Genomic DNA, 15,992 nt, shown 5'->3' on the forward strand with positions numbered 1-15,992 from the left:
CCCGACAAGTGTGATCATGTCATCGTAAGCAGCAGCGCGGATCTTCTGCTGCCGCTCGAACTCGTCGTGTCTCGCCTGTTCTTCTGCATTCATTACGGGAGCGTAGCCAGAGTTCAAGGCGCCGTGGGTGCGGTCTTATCCCTCGCTCGGTCCTCACCAGTCGCGGCCGTCCGGAGGGAGTTCATCTGTCACGTCCTGTATACGGTCCAAGGCAGAGGCCGCGAGGTCGCGGTAGAACTGTTCCTCGACGCTGCCCGTGGCGCATCCGTCGGCCAGCTCAGTGGCCTTCGCGTGTTCCTCGACATCCTCAGGGTAGGGCTGTCCGGGTGTCCCGGAGCGCATTCCGCTGTTGCTGGCGTTGTACAGACCGCCCCTCATTCTCCTCAGGCTGGTGTCTCCATGGCGGTCCGCGGCACGCAGGCAGCGGCGTACGAACCCGACGTCCCAGACGAGCGTCCGAGGGGCCTTGGACAGCATTGCCGCGGCGACTTTGATCTTCACTGGGTCGCTGCCATCGAGATACTCGTCGATCACGTCAGTGACTCGACTGTCGTAGGGCCCAGCTACAAGCTCGAAGATGTGAACTCCCAGGTAGCGCCTGCGGGTGGACTCTGGGTCGGCGGCGATCCAGTCGCGAATCTGTCGCAGTAGGTGTGGGAAGTCGTCGTGATCGCGGAACGGCGGGGTCACGTGCCAGCGGAAGGGCAGGGGGGAGTGCATGCCTGTCACTTGGTGTAGTGGGCTTTCCACCCTGGCTTCGAGTAGTTCGATGACGGCGAGGGGCTCGGTGCGGGCGAGTTTTGCGAGGAACTGGCCGATCTCGTAGCCGTCGATGGACGGTGCCGCGGCCAGGGCGGCGAGGAATGCGCTCTGCTGGTCCTTGGAGAGATCCGACCAGGACAACTGACTGTATGGAGGACCTGCTACAGCCAGGGCGAACGCGTCGAAGTCCCCTCTCTCCACGGGGAGCGATGCGGTGAGCAGTTCGACGGCCAAGTCCTTGTGCTGCGCGGCGATGGCGCGCACGGCGCCGAAAGCGGCCCTTCGCACGACGTTGTCCCCGTGGGCAGCGAGTTTCCGGAGCAGGTCCCCCTCGCCATCCAGTAGATCGCCGCGACCGCGCTGGATGCCGAAGGCGTGCGCCACTTCTCGGGTGAGTTCGGTGTTCCCCGAGCCCATGAGCGTCCGGCCCCAGTGGACCGCGCGGTCGCCGGCGACATGTCCCATCGCAGCGAGAGCGACCGACACCAACGAGGTCAGCGAACTCTCGGGCGCGGCCATGGCCTGTTCGCAGATGGCTTCGCCGATGGGCGGGCGGTGGGTGACCAGCGTCAAGATGAACGGCCGGGCCCGTCCGATGTCCGTGTCGAAGACTCTGTCGTTCTCGCTGAGTAAGGCATCGACACGCGCGGCGATCGTATGGTCTGCCCAGTCGGCGAGAGCGGCCATCACGTCTCCGAACAGAGAGTCTTGCGCGGCACGCCAATCCGAGATGTCGGCGTAGATCGCAGGGTCGGCCGGTCCGCCGTGCAGCGCACGTGCGAGCTCGTTGTCCGGTGAGGTGAGAATCGCGCTCAACAGGTCCTCAGCGGGGCGGCGAAGGCCGTCGGGTCCGTGCTGTGCGAGCCAGCGCAACTCGGTGCGCACCGCGACCAGGATCGCCGGTGGCAGGGTGTGCTGGAGGATGTATTGGTGCAGCCGATCGACGGTGCTTGCCAGGTGCGGGATCCACGGCTGCTGCATGGCGTCTGTCACCGTCAAGCCGAAACCGCCAAGTGGCAGGCTGAGGGCCTTGCCGATCAGCGAGCAGGCCTCCGAGGCTCGTTCGAGTTGCGGGTGTCCCAGCTCCTCGAACGCCAGGTCGAGCACCGCGCCTCGCATGTCCAGGACTTCCCTGGTGGGGGGTAGCACGTAGGGGCGGAAGGTCAGGGTCCAGGTGGAGGGTGTCCACACCTCATCGTGGCCATCTATGGACAGCAATGGGGCGAGCACGCTCAGCGGCTGGTGGACGGATGGAGCGGCGGGTATACGGGTCAACCAGCGCTCGACCTGGCTGATGAGTATCTCCTGATACTTGGTGGGGCCCCAGCGGGTGTAATCGGCCCGTTCCGCGAGAATCCGCAGGGGGTGCGAGGGGTGTTGAGGCAGGCCGCGTTGGTCGTCGCGCCCTAGATTCCAAAGAAGGGTGGCCGCCTGCGGCAGGAACTCCAGATGATGGACGATGGCTTGGAGGACAGGGGCCAGGGCATAGCGCACTTCTGTGTCAGTCCACGTGTGGGTGAATCCAAGTCCGACCTCTGCCGTGACGGGGTCGCAGGGGTTGTCCACGGCCCACGTGGCTAGGTCGAGGGCGCGTCGTGGTTGGAAGAAGGCGAGCTTCGCCACGACCTCCAGTAGGCTCACCCGCCCCCGCGCATCCGCGGCGCGGAACGCTCCCGTGATCTGCTCCCACAGGGGCTCGATTAGTCCGGTTCCGGTGCCCTGTTGCTGCTGTTGCCAGTCCACACGGCCGGTGTTCACCACCAGGTTGGCCAGCGCGCTGCCCTGGCCGGCTTCCATGGCTCTGGCGAGGTAGCCCGTGGGGAGGCCCGTGCCTGAGTGCCGCGCCGCTTTGATGAGCAGGGCATCGCCCAACAGGTCCGGCACCAAGCGCACTGCGGTGCCATGGCTCAGAGCTACCCCGGCATCCTCAAGGGTCGCCAGGTGCTGCGCGCAGAGATCGAACGGCAACCTGGTCAGGGCTTCCAGCGATGTACGGACCTCCGGTTCCGCGAGGCGCACAGGCTGGAACGCGGCGAGGGCGCAAAGCAGTTCCTGGGGTACCTGGCCGGAAGCCGGGTCGGCGGTCAGAGCCTCAGCAAGCCGGTCCGTAAGTTCCAAGTGGAGTTGCTCGTCGCCTTCGAACCTCTGCGGATCCACAGCGCCGCTGTTGATCAGCGCCGCGCCGGTGACGATCAGCAGCGGACAATCCCGTGCCGCTGCGGCGAGCCTCGGTGCATGGAGCCGTACCGCATCGTCCAGAATCTCGCTGGCCAAGGAGAGCGCGTCGTCGAACTCCAGGTCCCCGATCTCGACCACAGTGGCCTCGCTCACGTGCAGGCCAGCCCGGGCAAGTGCGCGGCGGGCATGGACCATGCCGTAGGGCCGTAGGGAGAGCAGCACGTTGGCGGACGTGTTGACGCTGCGGACCCCGGAGACGATCTTTTCCAGAGGGAGGGTGTCGTCGTGTGCATCGTCGACGATCACCAGCAGTTCGCCGGTGCTCGGCAGTTCCCTGAACGCGCCTGGGCCGATGGAGGAACCAGGGCCGAGCACCCGTACTTCGACGGTGGGCTCTGCGTCGCGCATTGCTTCACACAGGGCCGTCACGATCTTCGTCTTCCCAGCTCCGCCCCGGCCGACGAGGAGCGCGACGCGTCCTTGCTCGTTTCTGGCGAACGGTACGAGGCTGGCCATTGTCTGCGTGCGTCCGACGAGTCGCCAACGGTGCGTGTAGACCGAGCCCTTGTTCACCTGGCGGAGGTAGTCGTCGGGTTTCATCCAGGGATCCGGCTCCACGGCCCCCTGTACCAGCGTGTCAATGTGCATGTAGCCGGTGTTGGCGATTCCGCCCCCGCTGGCAGTTGCTTGCCCGGTGTAGGACAGGCGTACTGGGGGGTGAGGAGTGTCGCCGGTTACCGGGGCCGGACCGCGGTAACCAGTCACGGCCATGCCTCCGCTCGTGGCCTGGGCGTTGCCGGTGTCCGCCACGGTTACCGATGGCTCGGGCGCCTCGTCCCGCGCTTTGCCTGATGATGCTTTCGCCATGGGTGCGCGGGTCCTAGTTCGAGTAGTCGATGCCAGAGACGGAGTCCGTGCCGCTGGCTTCTCCCGTACGCTCGGCTGTGGCCGCGCCGCGCCCCCGGCCACCCGGTCGTCTGATACCGGTGACGCCGCCGCCAGTCGCCTTTCCGGTTCGGCTGGCCTTGTCTGTGGGGCCAGCCGGGGACGGGTTCTGCAACAGGGCCCAAACCAGGGCCACGATGCCGACGGCGGCTTGGATGGAGGCGCCGGCCAGCGCTCCCGCTTCGGGGTTGTTTAGCAGCCAGATCAGCGGCGTGGAGACAATCCCTACCACCGCCAGCACGATGACCGTGATCTTCCGCCCCTGCGTCATGCCGGTCCTCCCACTGGGCCGTCAGAACGGCGACCCGCCCATCCGTACGGTCTTGCCACATCTTCGTCTACAAGGAACGCGCTCTGCGTCCCTCATGGTTCCGAGCTCCTCACACGGCATGCGCGGCATCGCTGGCGGTGCACAGCGATGGGTGGCCTTCCTTGGGCATGTCAAGCCGTACTTGCCCAACTTGGCTGCACTCGCAATAGGCGGGCTGAGCTGGGCAAAGTGATCCGCCCCTAGATAGCCAGCGCTGCAGTTTCGGTGGGACTTGATCACACTGCTGATCAGATCCAGAGGGACTGCTCATCTTTGCTGGGAACGGACACGTGCTCAGGCTCAGGTGCGACACCCGGCGTGGCGCAGCACACTTTTGCAAGCGGCTGCTTGCAATTGTTAGCAGACCTGCGGCACAGTGGAGGCATGGCATCGCTCAACGTCGGCAATCTCGGTGAGTACCTGCGCGAACAGCGGCGCAACGCCCGGCTGTCGCTCAGGCAGCTCGCCGACGCGGCCGGCGTGTCCAACCCCTATCTGAGCCAGATCGAGCGCGGGCTGCGCAAGCCGAGCGCGGAGGTGCTGCAGCAGGTCGCCAAGGCCCTGCGGATCTCCGCCGAGACGCTGTACGTGCGGGCCGGCATCCTCGACGCCGAGCGGGACCGCGAGGAGTGGCAGCGCGACGGTGCGACGCGTGCCGCCCTCCTCGCCGACACCACGCTCACCGAGCGGCAGAAGCAGGTGCTGCTCCAGATCTACGAGTCCTTCCGCAAGGAGAACGGCTTCGGGATCGTCCGGGCGGGCACGGCGGACGAGAACGGCCCGGTGGTTCAGGAGGCCCAGGACACGGACGACGCCCAGGACACCGCCGCCCCCGGCCCCCGCACGGCCGACGGCAGCGATGCCGGTCCGCGGCGGACCGCCAGGTGACGGGACGACCGAGATGACCGCCACAACAGGGATCGACGGGACGACCGGCAGGCGTCCCGCGGACCACCCGAAACCCTCAGCCGAAAGCCGAACCGGGAGGACCATCGCCATGGCCATCACCGACGACCTGCGCAAGACCCTCAGCGACCCGACCCCCCTCTACTTCGCCGCCGGCACCGCCGACCTGGCCATCCAGCAGGCCAAGAAGGTGCCCGCCCTGGTCGAGCAGCTGCGCGCCGAGGCACCGGCCCGCATCGAGGCCATGCGCAACACCGACCCCAAGGCCGTCCAGGAGAAGGCGGCCGAGCGCGCCAAGAAGGCCACCGCCCGCGCCAAGGAGACCCAGGAGTCCGTCCAGGCCAGGGTCCACGAGTTCTTCGGGTCGCTCGACGCCGACGTCAAGAAGCTCGGCAGCACCCTCGACGCCGATCTGAAGAAGCTCGGTGAGACCGCCCAGGACCTGGCCCTGCGCGGCGTCGGCGTGGCCGCCGAGTACGCGGTCAAGGCCCGTGAGACCTACGAGAAGGTCGCCGAGCACGGCGAGCAGGCCGTGAAGACATGGCGCGGCGAGGCAGCCGAGGAGATCGAGGAGCTCGCTGTCGCCGTCGAGGGCAAGCCGGAGCCCGTCGAGGTCAGGGACGAGCGGAAGCCGGCCGAGGTCGGGGCCGAGCCCACCGCGGCCGCCGCGGCGAAGAAGACCCCGGTGAAGAAGGCCCCCGCGGCCCGCAAGCCGGTCGTGAAGAAGACCACGCCGCCGGCCAAGTAGGCAGCACGGGGACGGGCCGGGCACCCTGGGGGTGTCCGGCCCGTTCTTACGGGTACGGTGGCGGCGTAGGAGTGAGCGGAACGGGCGGTGGACACCATGCTGATGCTGGGCTTCGCGGGGTTCTTGGGGCTGTTGAAGATCGTCCTGATGGCCCTCGCGGCGTTCGGGCTGTTCGACGCCGTCTTCCGGCGCGAGGACGCCTTCCGCGCCGCCGACAAGCAGAACAAGGTGTTCTGGCTGATCATCCTGGGGCTCGCCCTCGTGGTGAGCTACCTCTTCTCGCTCTTCTCGTTCCTGCCGATCATCGGCGTCATCGCGAGCATCGTCTACATCGTGGACGTGCGGCCCGCGCTGAAGCAGGTCTCCGGCGGCGGCCGCCCCGGCGGAAGCAGCAGCGACGGTCCGTACGGTCCTTACAACGGCGGACGGTAGCCGGCCGGGCGGTGCCCCGGCGCGAGGCTACGGCTCGCGGTCGAGCAGGACGACCGCCACGTCGTCGGTCAGCTCGCCGCCGTTGAGGTGGCGGACCTCGTTGACCGCCGTGCGCAGCAGTTCCTCGCCGTTCAGGCCTTCGGCCAGTCGGCGGCGTACCAGCGCCACCAGGCCGTCCTGGCCGAGGCGTTCGCCGTCCTGGCCGACACGGCCCTCGATCAGGCCGTCGGTGTACAGCATCAGACTCCAGGCCGGGCCCAGTTCGACCTGCGTGCGCGGCCAGCGGGCGTGCGGCAGCAGTCCGAGCGCGGGGCCGTTGCCGTCGTACGGCAGCAACTCGGCCGGCCGCTGCGGGCGGACGATCAGCGGGGACGGGTGACCGGCCAGGCACAGTCCGGCACGGCGGCCGTCCGGCGTGATGTCCACCGTGCACAGCGTCGCGAAGATCTCGTCGTTCTCGCGCTCGTGTTCCAGGACCTGCTGGAGCGTGGAGAGCAACCGGTCGCCGCACAGGCCCGCCAGGGTCAGGGCGCGCCAGGCGATGCGCAGCTCCACGCCCAGCGCCGCCTCGTCCGGGCCGTGCCCGCAGACATCGCCGATCATCGCGTGCACCGTGCCGTCCGGCGTGCGCACCGTGTCGTAGAAGTCACCGCCGAGCAGCGCGCGGGAGCGTCCGGGGCGGTAGCGGGCGGCGAAGCGCAGCGAGGACCCGTCCAGCAGCGGGGTGGGCAGCAGCCCGCGCTCCAGGCGGGCGTTCTCCTGGGCCCGCAGCTTGGACTCGGTCAGCCGGCGCTCGGCCGTGTCGGACCGCTTCCGCTCGACCGCGTACCGGATCGCCCGGCTCAGCAGCCGCCCGTCCAGCTCGTCGCGGAACAGATAGTCCTGGGCCCCGACGCGCACCGCCTCCGCACCGCGCTCGGCGTCGCCGGACGTGGTGAGCGCGAGCACGGCGTGGCGGGGCGCGAGGTGCAGCACGTGCCGCAGCACGGCCAGCTCGTCGTTCTCCTCCGCCGCGCGGCCGGGGGCGGGCAGCGCGAGGTCCAGCAGGATGCAGTGGACGTCGTCGGTGAGCAGCCGCTCGGCCTCGGTGAGGTTGCGCGCGGTGCGCAGCCGGATGGGGCGGCCTCCCGCGTCCAGCATTTCGGGCACGATCGGCGAACCGGCCGGGTCCTCCTCGATCACCAGCAGGGTGAGTGTGTCTGCCGGGGGCTTGGTACGGGCAGGCCCCTGTCCGGCCGGCGTCCCGGGCGGGGATGCGGCTCGAGCCTGACCACTCTCCACGGCCGCTCTCTGCCGCGGTACGGGTACGGGCATCGTCTTGGGTTCCTTCCCTCCCCCCGAGGGCGCGGTGGGCGAGGGACCTCGCCCCACCGACGGGGACCTTAGCGGTAGCCGAGGCCGCAACGGAATGCCCGACCGGGTGGCGTTGGGCAACCGGCCACCGTCATATGCCGCATCCCCTACCTCAGTTGGACACTGCGCGTCCCGACCGGAAATGACGAATGTCACGCCGGCAGAGGTTTGACGCGCAAACACAGTGCTCCAGGTCACGTGGGGCAGGTCACGGAGGGTGCGCCGCGGGTGGTGGGGGAGGACAGGACTGGACGGCGCCGCCGCGTTGTGGGGCGGGTCACGGGGGTTCGCGGCCGGTGGTGGGGCGGGTCACGGGCGTGCGCCCGCGTGCTGTGGGGCGGGTCACGGGGCGCCCGTCACGCCTGTGGGGACTGGGCCATGGGAGCACGGGGACTCCCCCCCCCGGGACAGGGGGCCCGGAGCGCGGCTTCGGCCGGTGGGCCCGACGGACCGGATCGGTCGGCGGGCCCGAACGGGGGACCCGGCGTGGGCCCGGACGGCGCCCTCCCGGCCCGCGCCCCGGGCCGGCGGCTCCCCGTCCCCTCTCATACGTCGGGGCGTACGACTCCCAGGATCGGCATCGAGCCCGCGCCGGCGATCGTCACCGTCCGTCCCGGACGCGGGGCGTGCACGATGGCGCCGTCGCCGATGTACATCGCCACGTGGCTGGCGTCGCCGAAGTAGATGATCAGATCGCCGGGGCGCATGTCCTTGACGTCGACGTGCCTGAGCTGTTTCCACTGCTCCTGCGAGGTGCGCGGAATGGCGGTGTCGGCCGCCGCCCACGCCTGGGACGTCAGCCCCGAGCAGTCGTACGACGCCGGTCCCTCGGCGCCCCATACGTACGGCTTGCCGATCTGCTCGGTGGCGAACTTCACGGCCTTCTTGCCCTGCGCGGACGCCTTGCCGCCGATCTCCTTGAGTATGCCGGAGCTGAGCCAGGCGGTCTGCGCCTTGTGCGCGGCCTCCTCCTCCAGCTTCCGCAGCCGCTCCCGCTCCTGCTTCTTCAGCCGGGATTCCAGCTTCTCCGCCGCGGCGATCTGCTTCTCGATCTTCTTCTTGGCCTCTTCCTTGGCCTTGCGGTTGGCCTCGAGCCTCGTCCACTGCGCGGAGGCGTCGCGCGAGTACTGCTGCAGGTCCTCCTGGGTGCGCGTCACCTCGGCGAGCAACCCTCTGGTCGCGCGCTCGCCCTGACGGACGGTGCCCGCGTCGTCGAGGAACTGCTGCGGGTTGTCGCTCAGCCAGAGCCGGACCTCGGGCGGCAGGCCACCGCCGCGGTACTGGGCCCGGGCAGCGGCGCCCGCGCGGTCCTTCAACTCGGCGAGCTTCTCCTGGCCCTTGACGATCTCCTGGGCCAGCCGGACGATCTCCGCCGACTGCTTCTCGGTCTTCTCCTGGGCGGCGTTGTACGCATCGGTCGCGACCGCGGCGTCGTGGTACAGATCGTCCAGCTTCTTGCGGACCGCCTCGAGGCCCTTGCCGGGCGTGGGAGTCGTGCCGCCGGACGGGGCCGGCGTGGGGGCCGGCGTCGGGGCCGGCCGGCCGGGGCTCGCGTACGCGGCGCCGGGTGCGGCCAGCATGGTGACTGCGCAGACCAGGGCGATGGCCGCCGTGGTCATGATCCGCTTCCCGGATGCCATACTTCGCCCCCAAAGCTGATTTACCGTCAGTAACTTACCGGCGTCACGGGATCGTGCCACGCCGACGCGCAAAGCGACAGAGGCAGGACTCAGCCGCGCAAGAACTCCTCCTCCTGTCGCACCGCGTATGACGATCTCCCTCCCCCGCTCGGCGCCCCCCTAGGGCGATCTTCCGGGAATGTGACGAACGACTCAGGGAGATCGTTCCCCGCAGGTCAGCGGGTTCAGAGGCGGGGCGCCAACGCCCTCCAGGCCACGGTGACTTCTCCCTGGCGCCAGCGCGCCGGGCCGTCGGTGACCGGCCAGTCCGCCGCGAGGCCGCGGACGGTGCGTATCCAGCGCTGGCGCGCGCCGTACGAGGCGTAGGGCGAGGCCGCGGCCCAGGCGCGGTCGAAGTCGCGCAGAAAGGCGTGCACGGGCTCGCCCGGGACGTTGCGGTGTATGAGCGCCTTCGGCAGCCGCTCGGCCAGATCGGACGGCCGGTCCAGGGAGCCGAGCCGGGTGGCGAAGGTGACCGTGCGCGGGCCCTCGGGGCCGAGGGCGACCCACACATGACGGCGGCCGATCTCGTCGCACGTGCCCTCGACGAGCAGCCCGCCGCGCGATCCGGTCACCGGATCGGCGGGGGCGAGCCGGGCGCACAGCCGTTCCCAGACTGCGGTGACCTCGCCCTCCTCGTACTGCCGCAGGACGTTCGCGGCCCGTATGAGGGACGGGCGACCCGTCACGGGCACCTCGAATCCACCGTGCCGGAACAGCAGACCCTCGCGGGTGTACGGCTGCGCGGCCGCGACCCGGGCGGGCTCTATCTCGACGCCCACCACACGGGTGCGGGGCGCGGCGGACCGCAGACGGTGGAGCAACTCGACCGCGGTCCACGGTGCGGCCCCGTAACCGAGGTCGACGGCCACGGGATCCGCCGTACGGCGAAGCTCCGCGCCGTGGACCGCGGTGATCCAGCGGTCCATCCGGCGCAGCCGGTTCGGGTTGGTGGTCCCGCGCGTCACCGTACCCACGGGGCGGGACAGGGCGCGGGCTGGCATGGATACGAGAGTAAGCGGCCGTGGAGCGGGACGGGCCGGCCTGTGGACAACGGCCTGTCTGCGGACAACGACCCGTCTGTGGACAACGACCCGTCTGTGGACGGGAGCGGCCGGGGGACAGCGGGCGGCCGGTGGACAAGGATCCGGCCGCCCCGGCGCGCGGGGCCGGCGGCCGCACCGTCCGCCGGCGCGCGGACCGTCCGGAACGCCCCACCTTTCGCCGTTCACCGGTGATCTGCATCGCAAGGTCGCCACAGTCGACCTGAGGTCCTCGACAACCCTGTACCGGCAGGCGATCTGGACCAGGACCTGGTCCGGCAGCGCGAAGCACACCGTGCAGATCGTCGTGGTCGGCACCACCGGCCGCCCCACCATCACCACCGACGGCCTCGTCTACATCAAGTGACCCCCGCCCCACGCTGACCCCGGCGACCGGCCCCCTGCCTGCGGAGAACCCGAGGGCAGGGGGCCGGCTTGTGACGGCGAACACCCGCGGAGGCCGTGGGCCTGGCACCGTCGCCCAAGGGCGCATCTGAGTAGCCATGCTCATGTGCGGTGCCCGCCACGACGGCATGCTGAGTGACATGGGAATGACCAACCGTCCCCCGCAAGGAAAACGGTGGTGGGTATGAGGCACGGGAACGGGCCGTCGACCGCCCAGCAGATGGGCGTCAGCGCGGCGCTACTCCTCATCGACCTGATGATCATCGCCTGGCTGTGGCTCCGCTACGGGATGACGGGCTGGGCCGACAGCTACGACAGCGACAATCCGCCCGGCGCGCCCAGGGTGGCCTTGCAGGGAATGTGGGTCTTGGCCATCGGCGCGGTCGTCACGGGCGGTGGCCTCCTTGCCCTGCGGTGGCGCATTCCGGGCATCGTGCAGTTGGTCGTCCTGGGAGCCGGAGCAGCACTGCTCGCCTCCTCCGCCGCCGGCAAGTGACGCACGCCCGCCAACCGGCCGCAACCACTCTTGCCGAAGCCGCCGAACGACTCGTCACGGCGAGGGTGGCTCTGTCCCCGAAAAGGGACGGCACGTCGACGTTGGTTCGGGAGGCGCCAGGCCTCCGGAGTCGGAGTGGATTGCTCACGACTTCCAACAGCACCGGACCTCCGCGCCAGGCGCCAGGACCAGCCTTGCTCGGCGCGGTCACAACAGCGGATCATTCGTGGACGAGACCCGAAGTCCAAGCCTTTCTTGCCAGCGGCCCACTACCCGACTGGGACGCTGATGAGGACGAGATCGACCGGCGCTTCAAGCAACTCGAAGCGATCTCCAGGCCCGTCACGGCCGACGAAGCGCAGGCCCTGGCCAGTTGCTTCGGCCCGGTTGACTGCTACGGCGTCGCCTGGACGCTGCTGCACCTCATCGAGACCGGCCCCGGCCCGGTCCCTGCAGTAGAGCCGCCTGGTCCGAACGCCGACGAGTGGCACCGCACGCTCTGGAATCGGTGGGCAAGCCCGGAGACGCCCGACGACGGTTCGACGAGGTGAGGTCCTGGCCTGCAGGTGCGACGCGTGCGATGAGGCGTTGTCCGTTCTCATGGACATCGGCATCGTCCCGGTGCGAGTGCCTCCCGGGACGATGAACAACCGCTGTCGAAACTCGTGAACAAAGCCATGCGGGCCTCCCGGAACTCCCGCACCCGCTGGGCGAGCACGCGGGCGTGGTCGGCGGGATGCGCTGAGTGATGGCCCGCCATGTGCCGTGATCCTGAGGGCGGTCGAGGCGAGCGGGCATGGGGTTCCCGGTCAGCTGCTCTGCCACCCGGACCGCGAACTCTCACTCACGGGTGAGTCATCCGGCCGGTCAGCGCGATCGGCCGCCGCCCGCAGCGCGGTCTTGTGCAGCTCCTCGCGGAGGTCCGGGTCGTGCATCACCAGATACACCAGTGGGCAGTCCTGCGGACCGGTCACATCCAGCTGGCACAAGGTGCACGGTTGACCGGGCCGCAACGGGCACCGCGCGTCCGGGCGCCGATGCGCAGCGCTCACCTTGATCACGCTCCCTTCGGGCCTCGCATCGCCGTAAGCCTCCGGCGGGCCACTTTCAACATCGCCGACCCGCGCCACCGCCGGCTGCCGCCGTCCGTCCCGACCTCGCAGGACCGTCGGCCCGACTTCATGGGGCCGACCCAGCGCGAGGTGTGCGGAAGGAGCGCACAGCTCTCGGGTCTCAAGCGGCACGTGCCACCGCACCGTGCTGTCCTGCGGCGAGCGGAGCACGGACATGAACGCTCCGCCCCGTCGCTGCGTCCGCAGGGCCGGGGAGGCCGGCCCAAGCCGACCCGCCGGCAGGCACATAGCCGACCGGACCCGCCCAGGACCGGCTCACCCGTGCCTTCGAGGCGGCCCTGATCGCGGTTGCCGCCAGGCGCTGACCCGGCGCGGCCGTCCGAACGGTGGCGATACGGCGGTGGTACCCCTGCGGTTCATGGCCGCGAGGGGATCACCGCGAGCGGTTACGGGAGGCTGACGTGGCCGCCCTTCATCTTCCACAGGTAGTACTTCTCGAACGCGAGCTTGAACGCGTGGTTCTGCGGCCCCGGGATCAGCACACCGTGGTTGCGCGGCGGCAACATCTTGTCCGCCAGGATCAGCACACCGTTGTTGCCGGCGTCCATCACGCACACTGCCGGGATGTCACCGAAACTCTTGTGGCTGGCCGGCTGCTCGCCACGGATCTGCGCGGCGACGTTACGCGCCGCGACGTGCGCCATCTGCTCGGTCGGCAGGCCCGTCTTCGGCACGCCGACCGGGGTCGGGGTCGTCCACGGTGCCTGTACCGCCGCAGCCAGGCCGACCGCGTAGATGTCGTCATACCGTTGGCTCTGGTACGTGTCGTGGACCTCGACGTAGCCGCCGGCGTTGGTCAGCCCATCCGTGCGACGCAGGAAGTCCTGTCCGGCGAACGGCGGGACGATCATCGCGAACTTGTACGGGATCTTCTCCCCGGTACTGGTCACGATCGCGCCGTCATCGACGGCGGCCATCGTCGTGTCGGTCCGGAAGGTGATGTTCTCCTTGCGGAGGAACATTCCCAGAAGCTGCTCGCCGTGAGGCAGACCGCCGATGCCGAAATGCCCGAGGAACGGCTCCGCCGTCACGTACGTGATCGACGCCTTCTTCTTCAGGCCCGCCTTGCGCAGCTGGTAGGACGTGTTGAACAGGAACTCGTACGCGGCGCCGAAGCAGCTTGCCCCCTGGGTGGCGCCGATGACGATGTCACCGGGCTCCTCGCGGAAACGCCGCCACGCCTCGCCGGTGCGCACCGCGCCGTCCAGCGAGGTGATCCAGTGCGAGTTGTCCCGCAGTCCTTCGACCGCGTCCAGGTTCTCCCGAGTCCCTGTCGCGATGATCAGGTAGTCGTACCGTTCCACCCGCCCCGACACGGTCCGGACCGACTTCGCGACCGGGTCGATCAGGTCGGCCGCGTCCTGGATGAACTCGACCCCGGCCGCCTCGAACGTGGGGGCGACCGGAAACGTGATGTCCTCGGGGGTTCGCTTGCCGAACGGCAACCAGATCAACGACGGGTTGAACAGGAAGCGGTCCCGGTCACTGATCACCGTGACGTCCACATCGCCGTGCAACTCGTGCTTCACCGCGATCGCCGCGGTCAAACCGCCGAAATTCCCGCCCAGAACGACTACCTTGGCGCGCATTGCCCCTCCTTGAGTCACCCCAACGATAGCTATGGGGTATAGCCAGGAATAGGGCCGAACGTCCGGACACCCCGTGCCGACTCACCCATCAGACCTGAGCCGATGGACACCCCCGTGGGAGCGCAGGCCACAGGCGCGGTTACGCACCGCATCACGAGCCGCGGCCGTCGCCGAGGAGCAGAAAGCCGTCGACCGCGCCTACGACTGCTACGAGCTCCGACCGGCGGAACTGAACGGGCAGACGGTGGCGACGGCCGCCGCGAGCGGCAAGGACGGCATCGCGGTGCGCGAGGGCGCGGGGGCGACGGCGGAGAGCTACGGCGGTCTCGGGGAGAGGCCCCGGTCATCAGCCGGGGCGACATCCAGGAGCCGGGGGACGGCGAACCGGAGAAGTCCCACGTAGGACGCCGGCGGTGTCCGACTCCGTGATGTCGGCCTGATCCGTTCCACTCGGACGCCCCATGGAGTTCGACGGCCGACCCGGCCACTACGACGGGACACGGCCTGTGCCAGCGGCCGGTCGTGGGGTGCCGTGGAACACCTGGGCGATGTGCCAGGCACGGTGGGCCGCCGCGACGGGGCGTGCGCCCGGCTGCGGGCCGACGAGTGGACGGCCCGCGAGGGCTATGACGTGCTCACGGGCGGCGGGGCTGTGGCCGACGAAGCGCTGCGAGACGAGAATGCGGTGGCCGTCGCCGATGCCGAGGACGCCCTTGTCGAAGAGTTTGTGGTGCAGGGAGCACAGACACAGACCGTTGTCGATGTCGTCCGGGCCGTCGAACGCCCACCAACGAACGTGCGCGGCTTCCAGCCCGACGGGCACCGCGCCGATCCTGCCGTCGTAGCCGCAGAAGGCGCACTGGTACTCGTACGCGGTCAGCACCAGCTCGCGCATCTGAGGGTTCCGTTGTCTGCGCACCCTCAACAGCTGCTCGGTCTGCGTCGGTTCCAGCTCCAGGCCGATGGCTTCGCACAGTTCGCCGTGGAGCGAGGGCGGGAAATGCAGATCGAGCAGCAACCGCGCCATCCTGCCCAGCAGCGGTGGTTCGCGGCGGAGTGCCGCCCTGAGTTCCGGTACGAGCCGTCCGGCGGCACCCGTCTCCCGGAGATCCCGTACCCCGCTTCCCGGACTGCCCGGCCCGCGGGTGGTGCGCACCTCCCACACGCCGTCGCTGACCAAGTGGTGGAACGGGTAGGCGGGTGACGTCCTGTTCGGCGGGCCGTACTCGGTCAGCAGCCGTTGCAGGTCCTCCTCCACCGCGCTGTACCGCAGCTCGCCGTCGGCGTCGTCCTGGAACCGGCCCAGGGCGTACAGGAGCAGCAGTGGCTTGTGCGGGGCGCGCGTCCCGTTCCTGGTCCACTGCCTCAGCTTGGCGGTGCGCTCGAGCCAGTCCATGGCCGGTGATCGTATGACGCCCCACGGCCCGCAGGCGTGCCCTCGATGCGTTGCGCCCGCAGGCCGGGCCAGGACGGCGGCCTGTCTCCGCGGGGGTGGCGTTCGGCGTGACTCACCGGCGGGTCGTCCGCCGTCGCGCGGAAGGACCGGCCTTGAACACCCCGCTCGCGGAGACCTTGTCCGCGGCCCCGCTCGCGTTGGTGCTGGCCTGCGCGTACGGGTCTTACGGCGGCGACGCTCTCCCGCACCGGGTACGCGGATCGTCACCTTCACGTCCACCTTGCTGATGTCGATCCCCGCACAGCGTTCGTGGATCACGTCCATCCCTCGGTACCCCTCCCGATCGCGGCCGCGCGAGCACGTGACCGGCCGGCGGGGGTCCGGCAGGCAGAACACACTGATTCACGTGCTCGGAGCAACACATCCGGGTGCCTGACGTCGGACCCCCAGCGTCCTACTGAGACACAGGTTCGGATCGCACCGAGTTTCCTCGACGTCCGCCGGGCGGTCGCACACCGATTTTCACGCCCACCGGGTGGGGCCGTCAGACCCCCGGAGTACTGAGTAAGGCCTGGCACAAGGCCAGACCGCCTTCACCTGCTTGGACCTTCTGATCC

14 protein-coding genes are annotated in these 15,992 nt (G+C 69.5%); 6 read left to right on the top strand and 8 right to left on the bottom strand.

Features of this window, described 5'->3' with window-relative positions; genetic code table 11:
- Positions 1-153: 153 nt before the first annotated feature.
- The gene (locus ACFSL4_RS25130; protein WP_381087188.1) at positions 154-3,588 is read right to left on the bottom strand and encodes a hypothetical protein; all 3,435 of its coding nucleotides are present in this window, start codon (positions 3,586-3,588) and stop codon (positions 154-156) included.
- 232 nt (positions 3,589-3,820) lie between these two features.
- Positions 3,821-4,156: a hypothetical protein gene (locus ACFSL4_RS25135; protein WP_381087191.1), complete on the bottom strand. Its 336-nt coding sequence runs from the start codon at positions 4,154-4,156 to the stop codon at positions 3,821-3,823.
- A 423-nt stretch (positions 4,157-4,579) separates the two neighbouring features.
- On the opposite strand from ACFSL4_RS25135, the gene ACFSL4_RS25140 reads away from it, so the two are divergent.
- The 3 genes from ACFSL4_RS25140 to ACFSL4_RS25150 all read left to right on the top strand — a co-directional run bounded on the left by ACFSL4_RS25140 (position 4,580) and on the right by ACFSL4_RS25150 (position 6,281).
- The gene (locus tag ACFSL4_RS25140; RefSeq protein ID WP_381087194.1) at positions 4,580-5,083 is read left to right on the top strand and encodes a helix-turn-helix domain-containing protein; all 504 of its coding nucleotides are present in this window, start codon (positions 4,580-4,582) and stop codon (positions 5,081-5,083) included.
- A gap of 109 nt (positions 5,084-5,192) precedes the next feature.
- Positions 5,193-5,849 carry a hypothetical protein gene (locus tag ACFSL4_RS25145; RefSeq protein WP_381087197.1) on the top strand — a complete coding sequence of 219 codons (657 nt, stop codon included), beginning with the start codon at positions 5,193-5,195 and terminating at the stop codon, positions 5,847-5,849.
- 96 nt (positions 5,850-5,945) lie between these two features.
- Entirely contained in the window at positions 5,946-6,281 is a 336-nt protein-coding gene (locus ACFSL4_RS25150) for a DUF2516 family protein (protein ID WP_381087225.1), read from the top strand.
- A gap of 27 nt (positions 6,282-6,308) precedes the next feature.
- Here ACFSL4_RS25150 and ACFSL4_RS25155 read toward each other — a convergent pair whose 3' ends face one another.
- The 3 genes from ACFSL4_RS25155 to ACFSL4_RS25165 form a co-directional block, all read right to left on the bottom strand.
- Positions 6,309-7,595 carry a PP2C family protein-serine/threonine phosphatase gene (locus ACFSL4_RS25155; protein ID WP_381087200.1) on the bottom strand — a complete coding sequence of 429 codons (1,287 nt, stop codon included), beginning with the start codon at positions 7,593-7,595 and terminating at the stop codon, positions 6,309-6,311.
- A gap of 584 nt (positions 7,596-8,179) precedes the next feature.
- Positions 8,180-9,274, bottom strand: coding sequence for a C40 family peptidase (locus tag ACFSL4_RS25160; RefSeq protein WP_381087203.1), 1,095 nt, complete (start codon positions 9,272-9,274; stop codon positions 8,180-8,182).
- Positions 9,275-9,498: 224 nt separating this feature from the next.
- Entirely contained in the window at positions 9,499-10,317 is an 819-nt protein-coding gene (locus ACFSL4_RS25165; protein WP_381087206.1) for a class I SAM-dependent methyltransferase, read from the bottom strand.
- On the opposite strand from ACFSL4_RS25165, the gene ACFSL4_RS25170 reads away from it, so the two are divergent.
- The 3 genes from ACFSL4_RS25170 (at position 10,316) to ACFSL4_RS25180 (ending at position 11,808) form a co-directional block, all read left to right on the top strand.
- On the top strand, positions 10,316-10,723 hold the full coding sequence (locus tag ACFSL4_RS25170; protein ID WP_381087231.1) for a hypothetical protein: 408 nt from the start codon (positions 10,316-10,318) through the stop codon (positions 10,721-10,723). The two genes, ACFSL4_RS25165 and ACFSL4_RS25170, sit on opposite strands and share 2 nt — an antisense overlap.
- 222 nt (positions 10,724-10,945) lie before the next feature.
- Positions 10,946-11,257 carry a DUF6234 family protein gene (locus ACFSL4_RS25175; RefSeq protein WP_381087209.1) on the top strand — a complete coding sequence of 104 codons (312 nt, stop codon included), beginning with the start codon at positions 10,946-10,948 and terminating at the stop codon, positions 11,255-11,257.
- Between the two features lie 194 nt (positions 11,258-11,451).
- Positions 11,452-11,808: a hypothetical protein gene (locus ACFSL4_RS25180; RefSeq protein WP_381087211.1), complete on the top strand. Its 357-nt coding sequence runs from the start codon at positions 11,452-11,454 to the stop codon at positions 11,806-11,808.
- Between the two features lie 258 nt (positions 11,809-12,066).
- Here ACFSL4_RS25180 and ACFSL4_RS25185 read toward each other — a convergent pair whose 3' ends face one another.
- The 3 genes from ACFSL4_RS25185 to ACFSL4_RS25195 all read right to left on the bottom strand — a co-directional run bounded on the left by ACFSL4_RS25185 (position 12,067) and on the right by ACFSL4_RS25195 (position 15,375).
- Entirely contained in the window at positions 12,067-12,618 is a 552-nt protein-coding gene (locus ACFSL4_RS25185; protein WP_381087214.1) for a DUF6767 domain-containing protein, read from the bottom strand.
- A gap of 158 nt (positions 12,619-12,776) precedes the next feature.
- Positions 12,777-13,979 carry an NAD(P)/FAD-dependent oxidoreductase gene (locus ACFSL4_RS25190; RefSeq protein WP_381087217.1) on the bottom strand — a complete coding sequence of 401 codons (1,203 nt, stop codon included), beginning with the start codon at positions 13,977-13,979 and terminating at the stop codon, positions 12,777-12,779.
- 487 nt (positions 13,980-14,466) lie between these two features.
- Positions 14,467-15,375, bottom strand: a complete 909-nt coding sequence (locus tag ACFSL4_RS25195; RefSeq protein ID WP_381087220.1) for a phosphorothioated DNA-binding restriction endonuclease — start codon at positions 15,373-15,375, stop codon at positions 14,467-14,469.
- Positions 15,376-15,992 lie beyond the last annotated feature (617 nt).

It is taken from the genome of Streptomyces caeni, from assembly GCF_042678285.1.
Classification (GTDB): Bacteria; Actinomycetota; Actinomycetes; order Streptomycetales; family Streptomycetaceae; genus Streptomyces; species Streptomyces caeni.

Bases quoted from the DNA above. Each gene is read 5' to 3' on its own strand.
- ACFSL4_RS25130 (WP_381087188.1), bottom strand. From the start codon at position 3,588: ATGCACATTGACACGCTGGTACAGGGGGCCGTGGAGCCGGATCCCTGG.
- ACFSL4_RS25135 (WP_381087191.1), bottom strand. From the start codon at position 4,156: ATGACGCAGGGGCGGAAGATCACGGTCATCGTGCTGGCGGTGGTAGGG.
- ACFSL4_RS25140 (WP_381087194.1), top strand. From the start codon at position 4,580: ATGGCATCGCTCAACGTCGGCAATCTCGGTGAGTACCTGCGCGAACAG.
- ACFSL4_RS25145 (WP_381087197.1), top strand. From the start codon at position 5,193: ATGGCCATCACCGACGACCTGCGCAAGACCCTCAGCGACCCGACCCCC.
- ACFSL4_RS25150 (WP_381087225.1), top strand. From the start codon at position 5,946: ATGCTGATGCTGGGCTTCGCGGGGTTCTTGGGGCTGTTGAAGATCGTC.
- ACFSL4_RS25155 (WP_381087200.1), bottom strand. From the start codon at position 7,595: ATGCCCGTACCCGTACCGCGGCAGAGAGCGGCCGTGGAGAGTGGTCAG.
- ACFSL4_RS25160 (WP_381087203.1), bottom strand. From the start codon at position 9,274: ATGGCATCCGGGAAGCGGATCATGACCACGGCGGCCATCGCCCTGGTC.
- ACFSL4_RS25170 (WP_381087231.1), top strand. From the start codon at position 10,316: ATGGATACGAGAGTAAGCGGCCGTGGAGCGGGACGGGCCGGCCTGTGG.
- ACFSL4_RS25165 (WP_381087206.1), bottom strand. From the start codon at position 10,317: ATGCCAGCCCGCGCCCTGTCCCGCCCCGTGGGTACGGTGACGCGCGGG.
- ACFSL4_RS25175 (WP_381087209.1), top strand. From the start codon at position 10,946: ATGAGGCACGGGAACGGGCCGTCGACCGCCCAGCAGATGGGCGTCAGC.
- ACFSL4_RS25185 (WP_381087214.1), bottom strand. From the start codon at position 12,618: ATGTGCCTGCCGGCGGGTCGGCTTGGGCCGGCCTCCCCGGCCCTGCGG.
- ACFSL4_RS25190 (WP_381087217.1), bottom strand. From the start codon at position 13,979: ATGCGCGCCAAGGTAGTCGTTCTGGGCGGGAATTTCGGCGGTTTGACC.
- ACFSL4_RS25195 (WP_381087220.1), bottom strand. From the start codon at position 15,375: ATGGACTGGCTCGAGCGCACCGCCAAGCTGAGGCAGTGGACCAGGAAC.